The 12,007-nt window shown below is 41.9% G+C and carries 12 protein-coding genes; 3 read left to right on the forward strand and 9 right to left on the reverse strand.

Features of this window, described 5'->3' with window-relative positions; genetic code table 11:
• Nucleotides 1-14: 14 nt before the first annotated feature.
• The 8 genes from V1500_RS16710 to V1500_RS16745 all read right to left on the reverse strand — a co-directional run bounded on the left by V1500_RS16710 (nucleotide 15) and on the right by V1500_RS16745 (nucleotide 8,166).
• Nucleotides 15-392, reverse strand: coding sequence for a hypothetical protein (locus V1500_RS16710; RefSeq protein ID WP_409306019.1), 378 nt, complete (start codon nucleotides 390-392; stop codon nucleotides 15-17).
• A gap of 208 nt (nucleotides 393-600) precedes the next feature.
• A complete protein-coding gene (locus V1500_RS16715; protein ID WP_409300957.1) occupies nucleotides 601-912 on the reverse strand; it encodes an MGMT family protein in 312 nt (103 codons plus the stop codon).
• Nucleotides 913-1,100: 188 nt separating this feature from the next.
• Nucleotides 1,101-2,093, reverse strand: coding sequence for an agmatinase family protein (locus V1500_RS16720; protein ID WP_409300959.1), 993 nt, complete (start codon nucleotides 2,091-2,093; stop codon nucleotides 1,101-1,103).
• Entirely contained in the window at nucleotides 2,066-3,367 is a 1,302-nt protein-coding gene (hutI, locus tag V1500_RS16725; protein ID WP_409300961.1) for an imidazolonepropionase, read from the reverse strand. Before hutI ends, V1500_RS16720 begins: the two co-directional genes overlap by 28 nt.
• A 19-nt stretch (nucleotides 3,368-3,386) precedes the next feature.
• On the reverse strand, nucleotides 3,387-5,063 hold the full coding sequence (hutU, locus tag V1500_RS16730) for a urocanate hydratase (RefSeq protein ID WP_409300963.1): 1,677 nt from the start codon (nucleotides 5,061-5,063) through the stop codon (nucleotides 3,387-3,389).
• Nucleotides 5,064-5,754: 691 nt separating this feature from the next.
• Nucleotides 5,755-7,080: a DUF2254 domain-containing protein gene (locus tag V1500_RS16735; protein ID WP_409300965.1), complete on the reverse strand. Its 1,326-nt coding sequence runs from the start codon at nucleotides 7,078-7,080 to the stop codon at nucleotides 5,755-5,757.
• Between the two features lie 210 nt (nucleotides 7,081-7,290).
• Nucleotides 7,291-7,695 carry a hypothetical protein gene (locus V1500_RS16740; RefSeq protein ID WP_409300967.1) on the reverse strand — a complete coding sequence of 135 codons (405 nt, stop codon included), beginning with the start codon at nucleotides 7,693-7,695 and terminating at the stop codon, nucleotides 7,291-7,293.
• Between the two features lie 78 nt (nucleotides 7,696-7,773).
• On the reverse strand, nucleotides 7,774-8,166 hold the full coding sequence (locus V1500_RS16745) for an NAD-dependent epimerase/dehydratase family protein (RefSeq protein ID WP_409300969.1): 393 nt from the start codon (nucleotides 8,164-8,166) through the stop codon (nucleotides 7,774-7,776).
• 224 nt (nucleotides 8,167-8,390) lie between these two features.
• Between V1500_RS16745 and V1500_RS16750 the strand changes: the two genes are divergently transcribed.
• Together V1500_RS16750 and V1500_RS16755 are read left to right on the forward strand one after the other, a co-directional pair.
• Nucleotides 8,391-9,161 carry an endonuclease/exonuclease/phosphatase family protein gene (locus V1500_RS16750; RefSeq protein ID WP_409300970.1) on the forward strand — a complete coding sequence of 257 codons (771 nt, stop codon included), beginning with the start codon at nucleotides 8,391-8,393 and terminating at the stop codon, nucleotides 9,159-9,161.
• 16 nt (nucleotides 9,162-9,177) lie between these two features.
• Complete coding sequence (locus tag V1500_RS16755; RefSeq protein WP_409306020.1) at nucleotides 9,178-9,747, forward strand: YkoP family protein; 570 nt, start codon at nucleotides 9,178-9,180, stop codon at nucleotides 9,745-9,747.
• A 30-nt stretch (nucleotides 9,748-9,777) separates the two neighbouring features.
• On the opposite strand, the gene V1500_RS16760 is transcribed toward V1500_RS16755, so the two are convergent.
• Nucleotides 9,778-10,623 (reverse strand): metallophosphoesterase, encoded by an 846-nt coding sequence (locus V1500_RS16760; RefSeq protein ID WP_409300972.1) that lies wholly within the window; start codon nucleotides 10,621-10,623, stop codon nucleotides 9,778-9,780.
• A gap of 161 nt (nucleotides 10,624-10,784) precedes the next feature.
• Between V1500_RS16760 and V1500_RS16765 the strand changes: the two genes are divergently transcribed.
• Nucleotides 10,785-11,936, forward strand: coding sequence for an MGDG synthase family glycosyltransferase (locus V1500_RS16765; RefSeq protein WP_409300974.1), 1,152 nt, complete (start codon nucleotides 10,785-10,787; stop codon nucleotides 11,934-11,936).
• Nucleotides 11,937-12,007 lie beyond the last annotated feature (71 nt).

Here is a 12,007-nt window from a genome sequence, read left to right on the forward strand (position 1 = left end):
TGAATTTTTGAGGACTATCGAGAAGTTGTGGATACTACGCCGCTTGTCATGCGTGCCATTGTTGTCGGTAAGGCTCCGCCAGTCATTTGCGGCATTGCCGCTGGCGTCTGAGATCTTCCAGCGATTTCTTGCTGCAGTTGGTTACAAACGTTAAGGATTTGCTGGCATCGCTGCAATGCAGCTTCATGCCCTTGCAGTGCTACCTGAATATTTCGTACTGCCTGCTCTTCACGTACTGAGAGCTCCTGAAGCATGCGGGCGTTCTGTTGTTCCTGATTAAGCATTTGCATATACATTTGATTGCTGGCTTGAGTTTGCTGGATTAGCTGGGAAGCCATTTGCCTGCATTCATTTATCTGTAGAATTAAATTTGTGTTCGTGTTCATGTTCATGCTCATTGAAACTACCTCCTAGTGAATTCTGTTTAGGAATGCTTTAGGCGACGTCGCGAAAAGGAAATTCCAATCTTAGCATGTGATTTTCCCTGAAAGTAATGCAGGTTACGAACCATTTCCATTTTGTTCATTTTAAATAACTGTGCATAATCAAAAAAGAGACCGTTTTAGGCCTCGAAACAACTAGCTTTTGAGTTTTATCCATTCATACCTCCGGATGAAATCGATAACATTCCACGTCAATTCGGTTGTCCGAACCTGTTTCGACCCCTTCAGCTTCAAGAAATTTCCTTTGTGCGAAGTTGGCCTCGCCGTCCTTGACCGCTATCTCACCTTTTGCATTTATCACTCTATGCCAAGGCAGCTGATAACGATCGCTCATGGAATGGAGAATGCGTACTACCTGTCTGGCCGCCCGCGGATTACCGGCTATCCTCGCTATTTGCCCGTATGTCATGATCTTTCCTTCAGGTATTGATTTGATAATCTGTATGACTTTTTCGGTAAATTTCTCCATCACTATTTCTTTCCTTAGTTTCCGTATATCTTACTTAATGATCCACAGTAGTAGAGCCATAATCAAGATTGCCAGCACAATAATTAAACATTTATCAACAAAGTTACGTTTATTTGTACTCCGGCTTTTTCCTTGCAGTGTTCTGCTTGTTTTCCTGCCTAGCATTTATTAAACCCTTCCAAAATGTTTTATCTGTTTCTCTGTTTCAGCCCAATAAGGAAAGAAAGCAAAGTGTGAACCGCAGTCTTTATAGTAATCTGACTGATATCTTTATATGGGTCAATGCATACAATGTCCATTGCCTTTACCTTTGGATGTTTGCCTGCCAAATAAACTGCTTCGAACAATTCTTCCCTGTGCATTCCGCCCGGTGTCGCAGCAGGCACCCCGGGGCCGAAACTGAGATCGAGCACATCCATATCTACAGTAACATAAATGCTGTCCACTTTCTCGCTTAATTTAATCAAAACTTCGGTGATACAAGCGTAAAATCCATTTTTTCTTGCCTGCCTCATTGTAATATAATTTACACCTGCACGATCAGCATATTGCTTTAATGATTTTGCATTAAAAAAGCCATGCAGACCAATATTATATACATCTTCCCCTGTTACGACATCAGATTCTATCAGATTTCGGATAGGGGTTCCATTGCTTGGTCCATTGTCCGCCATATCCCTTAGGTCAAAATGCGTATCAAGCTGAAGAATGCCTATTCTTTCCTTTTTGTGAACCTGTTTCCATCCTTTCAGCAGCATGGCCGTGATGGAATGGTCTCCTCCTAACGCAATGGGCAGCACTTGCGGATGGGTCGTTCGCATACTTGCCATTGCTTCCTTAATATTTTCGTGGCATCGGGTAATATCGGTTATGTGCTGCTTAACATCGCCAAGATCGATGACAGTAAGCCCTGCAAGATCCTCATCATAATCTATATTGTAAGTTGAGAAGAATTTCCATGCTCTCCTTATTGCGTCTGGTGTTTCACTTGCTGCTGAAGCAGAGATGGATGAACGGGACAATGGCACCCCAAGCAAAACTGCATCGACCAAATCCCAATTGATTATTTCGTTTGGCTGGATTGTCTTAATCCATTCATTCACCTTTAAATCAGCGCCATGGTTATCCTTTACCCATGTGAATGACGGCCTGTTCAACTGTGGATACGGGTACTGTCCCATATTGGTTTTCCTCCGTCCACTACTATTTCTCCTGACTTAATGACAGTGTGTATCAGGTTCATTCCATAATGATATTGCAGACCCATGTAGTTCGGAAAGTTAAAGATGGTAATGTCTGCTTTCTTGCCTGCTTCGATACTGCCGATTTCTTTCCCTTTATCAATAGCATGTGCTGCATTTATTGTTACCGCAGTTAACACTTCAGCAGGAGTCATTTTCATCCACAAACAGCCAAGGTTCATGATGAATGGCAAGGACATTGTCGGAGAGGAGCCTGGATTACAGTCTGTCGACAAAGCTACCGGAACCCCCGCCTCTATCATCTTCCTGGCATTAGCCGGATCGGCCATCAAGAAGAAGGCAGTCCCTGGGAGAAGTACAGCGATCACCCCCGCATCAGCCATCTTCTTTATCCCATTATCAGACGTGCACAATAAGTGATCGGCCGAAATCGCACCAACGTCTGCTGCAAGCTCTGCCCCTCCGCAAGGCTCTATTTCATCTGCATGGATTTTGGGCAGCAGGCCATTTTTAATACCTGCTTCGAGAATCCGTTTAGACTGCTCCGGTGTAAAGACTCCCTTCTCACAAAAAACATCATTGAAAACAGCCAGTTGCCGACGGCTTACTTCAGGAATCATGTTGTCCACCAGTAAATCAACAAAACTTTCAGCGTTATTCTTATACTCGCCGGGAACTGCATGTGCACCCATAAATGTGCTTACAAGGTCAATTGGATGATGCTCATTTAAAAGCTTTGCCACTTCCAGCTGTTTGATTTCATGTTCCAGCGTCAAACCATATCCGCTTTTTGCTTCCAGCGTAGTTACCCCATGAACCAGGAACTGGTCCAGCCTTTGTTTGCTCTCGTTATACAGCTGCTCAGGAGTGGCTTTCCGGGTAGCAGCCATAGTGGCATAAATCCCTCCCCCATTATTCATAATCTCCATATACGTAGCACCATGAAGCCTCATATTAAATTCCATTTCTCTTGTACCGCTATAGACTAGATGAGTGTGAGGCTCGACAAGGCCTGGCGTTACCAATTTCCCTGCAGCATCAATGATCAATGCTTCTTCGATTCGGTCATTGCACAAATTAAAGACCTCTTCATCTGTGCCTACAGCTTTGATCACTCCATTTTCCAGCCATACACTTCCATCTTCAATGATGTTAAGCTCTTCCATTCTTTTTCCTGCAAGCGGTGCATCGGAGCTTCCTTGTAAGGTGACCAATTGGCTCGCGTGCCTGATTAAGATAGGGATCTTCTGCACTTTTCACACCATCCTTTCTTCAAAGGGGTTCACGCTTAAGCATAGGAATCTTCAGTTTATTTTTTCTTGCAGTTTCGATGGCAAGGTCATACCCCGCATCCGCATGCCGTACAATGCCCATTCCGGGGTCAGTTGTGAGAACCCGCTCTAGACGGCGTTCCGCTTCCTTCGTCCCATCGGCTACAATGACCATTCCAGCATGAAGGGAGTAGCCCATTCCTACACCTCCGCCATGATGTACAGAAACCCAGCTTGCACCGCCAATACTGTTTATTAAAGCGTTCAAGATCGGCCAATCTGCAACCGCATCGCTTCCATCCTGCATCGCTTCGGTTTCACGGTTTGGTGAAGCTACTGAACCTGAATCTAAATGGTCACGGCCTATGACAATCGGTGCTTTCAATTCCCCGGCTGCAACCATATCATTGATGATCTTTCCAAATCGTGCCCTTTCTCCGTATCCGAGCCAGCATATTCTGGCTGGCAGTCCCTGAAACTGGATTCTGTCTCTGGCCATCTTAATCCAGTTGCATAAATGAGTATCATTACTGAATTCCTTTAATATGACTTCATCTGTTTTGTAAATATCCTCGGGATCGCCTGAGAGAGCCACCCAGCGAAACGGCCCTTTCCCTTCGCAAAACTGGGGCCGTATAAACGCAGGCACAAATCCAGGAAAATCAAAGGCGTCTTCCACCCCCTGGTCCCTGGCAACCTGCCGAATATTATTACCATAATCGAAGGTTACTGCACCAAGTTTCTGCATCCTCAGCATAGATGTAACATGTCCGGCAATGCTTTGTTTTGATTTTTCTACATATACTTTTCGATCCCTTTTCCGCAATTCTTCCGCTTCCTCTAAAGTAAAACCCATGGGAATATACCCGTAAAGGGGATCGTGCGCTGAAGTTTGATCTGTTAATATATCCGGAATAAAACCTCTGTCTATCATATCAGCTAATATCTCTGATGCATTCCCGAGCAGGCCGATTGAAACCGCCTTTTTAATTGCCTTTGCTTCATTTGCCCAAGTAATTGCTTCATCCAGATTAGCTGCCGTGGTATCCAGATATCTCGTCTGCAATCGCCGCTTAATACGGCTTTCGTCCACTTCGATATTGATGCTTACTCCACCGTTTAGCGAAACAGCAAGTGGCTGGGCTCCGCCCATTCCTCCAAGGCCTGAAGTGACTGTAATTGTTCCCGCAAGCGTGCCATTAAAATGCTGTCTGGCACATTCTGCAAATGTTTCATATGTACCCTGGACAATCCCCTGACTCCCGATATAAATCCAGCTTCCCGCTGTCATTTGCCCGTACATCATAAGCCCTTTTCTATCGAGTTCATGAAAATGATCCCAATTCGCCCATGCAGGCACAAGGTTCGAGTTGGCTATTAATACTTTTGGTGCATCACTATGGGTCTTAAAAACAGCGACAGGCTTCCCTGATTGAACCAATAGCGTTTCATCATTATCCAAATTCTTTAAGGTTTCAACAATTGCATCAAAACAATCCCAATTGCGGGCCGCCTTGCCTATTCCACCGTAAACAACGAGGTCCTCCGGACGTTCAGCTACTTCCTGATCCAGGTTATTGAACAGCATACGAAGAGCTGCTTCCTGTATCCATCCTTTGGCATGAAGTTCTGTTCCTATATAGTTACGAATCACTCTTTTTGTTTGTTTTTGCTGCATAATGATCACCCACCATCTCGCTAATTGTAATTTTTTTTACTTCTAAATAATATGTTCTATACCGATTAATAATTTCCTACAGACGTATTTGTCTTGAGAGAAATCTTGTCAAATTTCTATATCCTGAACAGGTAAGTATCGAGAGCAACAAGTGAGCATTAAGGGGAATTGGTATGAAGTTCACTATTCTATGAGTTAACCTAGATTGACTGTTACTATTGAATTTATTCGCCTTATTTTATTTAAAAGTGGAATTAAATAATGCCATGATGGCGGTTTCTATGTGCGGGGTGTTCGCTGGATTTTGTAATCGTCAACGTCTGTGAATCAGAAGGTGAATTTCTTAGGAAAGTGCTTATTCGTGGATGTATATTCAACGTCCTCGAATAAGCAGGGATCTAATGCAGTGTCTTCAGCGGTACATTCAATGCAATCCGCTGATTTTTATTTATATACTCACTTTGGTTATACAGGTATGATTGGGCCCGTAGCTTTAACGAGCAGATGGTTTGCCCAGAAGGGGGCGGTATTGTTTTTATTCCGGACAGAAGATTTGGGAAGAAATGTCGTAATGCTGGTATAAGAAACAAAATATGGGTAATTTAACCCTGAAATTCTTAGAAAACAAACTAGTTGGATAACAATAGTTTACCAATTATGTCCTCTAAAAAGTCTCTAAGTTAGAAAATAGCTAAGCCAAAAAAATCTGCTGCTCTTGACTCTCTTGCTCACAGGCCCTCGCCAGTTTCCTCAGTTGATGATTTAAATATTCTTTATCCAGGGCAAGCCAATCCTCTTTCTTCAATCCTTCAAGTATATACTTCGAAAAGTTCCAGACCAGCTCTTTTATTTCCTGTTTATTGGTCTCCGCAATCAAGATCAATGCTTTTACGATAGCAGCCATTACCGAGACATCCGCCTTTCCATAGTGCCTGATCTGATAGAAGCTTTCATACAGAAAATCAGAAAACGCGGGCTTTTCTATGATGACCCTTATCCTTCCTGTTCCATCAGTATAGTTAGGATTCTCAGAGTGTTTTTTTCCAACCTTTGTCAAAATTTGAGCCATCTGCTCGATACAATTGATTGCAGTTTCCGGGTCGTTTTTTCCCGGCGCAATAGCCCTAAGCGCGATTTCTGCTAGCTTCTGAAGTCCGAACTCGACATTATTAATGGACTCCTGGTCAGATGTAAGGAAAATATATGAAAGGATTTCTGAAGCATCAATGCGTTCCGCACTGCCAACTACGCTCAACAACGGCGTTTCTATGTCAACATAGTCTCCTAAAGCTTTCTCAAATTTAATGACCACATCTGAGGTTTCTGCATAGCCAACTAATTTAGTTAATTCCACATATTGGATATACCCCTGTTTACTGCTCTTTATTTTGATTAATTCCGATTCCTCGATTGGATAAGTTTGATCTGAGCGCTTATTGCCAGCATCCTCATTTTCCCTTTCGTTCTCCTTGATGGAGGACAATGTATCCCTTGTTATATCCGATATTAAATTGCCAACCTTTATCCAATGTGAAACATGATGAATAACAAACACAAACATGGAAAGACAGAAGAATGCTACAAGGATGACAAAAGCAGGCACGATAAATTCTTCTCGTTCACCGTTATCCTTAACGTGAAGCAACAACACAATTGCATAGATATATCCACCCAAAAAACAGCCGAGTACTGTTTGGGTTTTGGCATTAGCATTGAAATTTTGCAGTGTACGCGGGGAAAACTGCGCCAGAAAGGTCGTCTGCACTACTAAAATTGATGAAAAGGTTATGGTTGTCATGGTAAGGAGTGAAGTCGAAATCGCACTTAAAATGGTCTGTGCCAATTCTCTGTCTGTCAAGAATATAGATGGGATCTTACTGATGATAGGTGCGTTTTGTGCAATAAAACCATCTAGCATCATAGTAAAAACGGCAAGCAGAAAAAAAACGATTCCAATCAGGCCCGGTACGAACCAAAAGCTCGCCTTAATCTTGTTAATTATGAATTTTTGTGACACAGGCTAAAACCCCCAATTAATTGTTTCACCTACTGTTTACCCATTTCCGGCACGTCATACCCGCAAAAACTCTAAATAATCCGAAGATGTTTGCCCTGTGTATATAATGGAAAGGTGGAACATACCATACCGCCGCAACAATTGTATTCCTTAGAAGCAAATAAAAAAGCTGTTTGCTTTGACATAGCAAACAGCTCTTGGAATTATACTTTATTCTTTTACAGCCAATTGTCCGATTAAAAGAGGCAGCCAGTAATCCAGCTTCTGCACTTGAAAGCCCGCAGCCTTCGCCTTTTCATTGCTCATATACCAGGAAGCGGAAAGTCCAAATGGTGACTGGTTTTGTTCATTAATTTCTGACGCAAGCTTTGCTTTTTTATTAGTTGCCTTTTCAATCAATCCGACTAACTCCTGGAGCTCCATGCTGCCATCAGAGCATACATTGATTGGTCCTGTACCGGGCTGCTCAAGGAGAAAGTAAAGTGCCTCGGCTGCCTCATCCGAAGATACGAAGCTGATCTTTGCCTTAAGATCAGGAAAGCCGATCTCTTGCTCATTTGCAATCTTATCTACATGCAAATGGAGGCGTTTTGTATAGTCGTCTGTTCCAAGCACGATTGGAAACCTTACTGCCGATAAATCGAAGCTGCTGTTTTGGAAAAAAACAGCCTCGGCTGCACGTTTTCCTTCTCCCTAATCCAGGTCTTCACAAGTAGCATTAAGATCGTAATGGTATGGCGAGAAATCCTCTTCATCTAACGGAGTTTCAGAAGTATCGTATACAGACAAGGTTGATGTAAAGATATACTTTGAAGCGTTCTGCCCCAGCCTTTTTATAGCTATCTTTGCTTGCTCAGGGCCATAACATATGTTGTCGTATATTGCGTCCCATTGAATATTGCTTATACTGTCCCAGCGAGAATCATTTACACCCCGGTCAAGTTGGATACGCTTAACTTGTTCCCCGAATGAATCGGCAGTATTGCCCCTAGTGGCAATTGTAACGTCATGTCCATTATGTATGAGCTTTTCTACTAATTTTTTCCCAAAAAAACGAGTGCCTCCAAACACCAAGACTTTTGCCAAATCCAGTCGCCTCCTTAATATATCATGATCATACCACAATTGGTAACATTCGCTAAAAGACTAAGGTATTCCTGTTCTTGCATCGCCCCCATACGTAAGATAGAAGAGATTGACTTTATTTTACATCATAAATCATTATTCCAGGGTTATGCTAAAAAACGTAATGCAGCAGTACATTGGCAGAAATCATACATACACATGCAGATCATAATGGGGGATGGTTAATGATTGTGAAAGTCCTGACCTTCAATATACACCATGGAAGAGGAACCGATCGGCAGCTTAACCTGGATAGGATTGGAGCCATTATACAAACGACTGGGGCTGATATTATTGGACTCAATGAAGTAGATAGACATTTTTCTGAACGGAGCCAATTCAAGGACCAGGCTAAAGAGCTGGCACATTATTTAAATATGCAGTATGCTTTTGGGCCAGCAGTAACAATCGAAACCACTGGTTTCACCCCAAAACGTGAATTCGGAAATGCCATATTAACCAAGTTTCCCATCCAAAGCATGTCCAATCATTCCTTTGATTTCTTGCCAAAAAGAACTGAAAAACGGGCTTTGCTTGAGATTACAAACAATATTGGCAATGAAATGATCACCACTTATGTAGCTCATTTAAGCCTTAATCCGTTTCTTCATTCCAAGCAAATAGCCTTTATTCTTGAAAAAATACAATTAAACAAAGGTTCATCCATCATTGTAGGAGACTGGAATATGACGCCATCTTCCCCCAGGTGGAAGCACATCACCCATCTGCTGAAGGATGCTTGGGCTGAAAAGGGAAACCGCGACCAACGTGGATTTACTTTCCCGTCAAGACGCCCATTCAGAAGACTGGATTATATCTTTTATTCATCAGAGCTTCAATTATTGAATTGTGAAGTGGTTGACATCGACAGGAAAGCTTCCGACCATTTACCAATTATCGCTACTTTTGCAATAGGCAGTAAAGCTGCTGCAATTCCCTCCACTTTTTCAATCTGAAGGAAGTGACATCTTGATGCAGTATTTTTTCCTATCTCTCTGGTATGTATTAGACCCTTTTTATTATCTTTTCACAAGGCTTACCTATCTGCCAGACATTGATGAAACTAAAACTAGGAACGTATTCAGGGTTCGTCTCACTTCATACAAAGGGAGAGACATTACTCTTTCGGACGGAACAAGGATCGCAAAGAATGATATTCTTGTTAAAATCCATTTGCATAACGCCAGATTGTTAAAGGATTTGAAACAGATTAAAAGCGATGTAAAGAAAGCTAAATTGATTTACCGGGCAGTAGAAGAATCCCTGCCTGGTATCCACCATTATATAGAAAATCACGAGAAAGCTGGCCAGATTAAAGCAATTATCGGCATTACCTCTCTATACAAGGCATGTGGCCGTCTCGGCTTTGAAGTAGTGGAAATTTCAAACCCTATTTATAGGCGTTTTAAATGGATCACATTCATGCCCATTATACTCCTTTCTTCCAACAAAAAACGCATGCAGCACTTCATGCACAGTACAATACCAAGATATTTATTTATCTCAAAAACCAGGCTTGGACAGCTTTATCGGAATACATAAAAAGGACTGTTAACAAGTCGTTAACAGTCCTTAAACAGCTGTCTTGATTTCTTTTTCTTCTGCTAAAGCAAGCTGATGCAGTGTGATCTCTGGCCGGCTTCCAATCCGGATGTTGACCCCGGTCTGCCCCAGCCCTTCATTTATATAGAAATTTTTCCCGTGATGGACGTGCATTCCTTTAATCATGTTCAGCCGTACCAGTTTACCCATCTTTACCAAATGATAAGCTTTTGGATAGCAGATTTGGCCGCCATGAAAATGGCCCGCCATCAAGTAATCAAAATGATGTTTTTCCATATCGAGTACGACATTAGGGTCATGTGTAATGACTAGATTTGTTCCACTTTGCAATCCTGAATAAGATGCGGCCAGATCACTTCTGCCGGTGCCGTAATCATCGATCCCAATCACGTTGACAATCTTGCCGTCTACTAAAATACATTCGTTTTCGTTTTGGAGCAATCTTACTCCATATTCTGCAAGCATGTTCTTTAACGTATCAAGATCGGTATCCTTTAACACATAATCGTGGTTGCCGAAAACTGCATAAATTCCATATTTAGGAGCCAGTTCATTTAATTTTTGCAGATAGGGGGCCAGCTTCGGTATGGTTCTTTTACGATCGAGGAAATCTCCAGTAAGGGCAATCAAATCGATGGATTCGTTTTGCAGCTTGTGCTTAAGCTCTTCAGGGGAGATAGATATATTTTCGAGGTGCAGATCGGAAAGCTGAAGTATGTTGAAAACACATTCATCCTGTAATGTTTTTTGTTTTGCTTGGACGCGATTGACTATTACATCCTTTGTATTCTTGTAGGCTCTGTGAAAGGCATAGAAAAGGATCGTGAACACAGCTGCTAAAAGCAAGATTTTCATTCTGACCACTCCTTCCCCTAATGATTATACATGAAAAATCTCTTTATTCCTTCGGTAATTGATGGAACGTTAGGCATCTCTTTCTGTAGTTACTGCGAATACCAAATGTGAAAAACAAGCCAAACTATTGGGAGAAGAATTTATATTAGGTGGATCAAAAAATGACACAACCAGCCCGAAAAAAAACTGTATTGTTTTTACCCTTCTTGCAATTACCCTCCGGCCATCACCAGGCAGCGAAGGCATTAATGGATGCCATACATGAATATCACCCGGAGGTTCAGTGCGATAAGGTCGATATTCTTTCTTACAGTTACGGAAAAATCGAATCCCTCATTTCAAATATTTATATAAAGTGGATACACGCCTTCCCGTCAGCCTATAGTCATCTTTACCAGCTAACTGTTCTTAAAAATAAAAGGGAACAAAAGCGATATCGATTATTTGAGTTGCTCTTCTTGTCATTTCTCAAGAAGATGCTGCGGGAAAAAAATCCTGACTTCATCATCTGCACTCATGCACTGCCATCATATTTGCTTCAATTGTTGAAAATACAGGGAAATCTCAACATTCCCGTGTTGAATGTTTACACCGATTACTTCATCCATAAGCTTTGGGGTATCCAATATATAGATTACCATTTTGTTACTTCTGTGGAGATGAAAAGTTTCTTGACCGAAAAGGGAGTCGGTGCAGACAGAATTTTCGTTACAGGGATACCCATCCATAATAAAATTGCCAGAGTATGTAAACCAGCTTTTACAAACCAGAACAATTATAAGGTTTTAATATCAGGAGGTAATTTGGGAGCAGGAACCATTGAGCAGCTGGTAAGGAGGATTAGCAATGATAGGAAGGTCCAATTTTATGTGTTATGCGGCACTAATGAAACATTATTCAGGAAACTGTCTAAACTGGAAGCTCCACACATCATTCCACTATCCTACATTACCTCTAAGGAAAAGATGAATTCGCTGTATGAACAAGTTGATGCTATAATCACAAAACCAGGCGGAGTCACCGTCAGCGAATGCCTTTATAAAAGGAAACCGATTTTTATCTATCATGCACTTCCAGGCCAGGAAGAAATAAATATGAAAACACTGCGAAATCTGGGATTGGTACATGATTTAACCGGTTGGGGGAACAAGGACGCACCGCCAATCGATGTTCAACTTTCCTCGGTTTTGAACGACAAAAAAATAATGGGACAAAATCAGGAACGAATCGAAGATTATCATAGCCAGATTTCCGGGAATGATGCTGCGCAAATTGTACGGGAGTTAGTCGACTTTATATTAAAACAGACATAAAAAACGGGGCTCTTTAGAAAATCAAAGAGCCCCGTTTTTTGCGTCACAGTATTCTTGTTTAAGATCAATTG

The sequence above is a fragment of the Peribacillus sedimenti genome, from assembly GCF_046237635.1.
Taxonomy (GTDB): Bacteria; Bacillota; Bacilli; order Bacillales; family DSM-1321; genus Peribacillus; species Peribacillus sedimenti.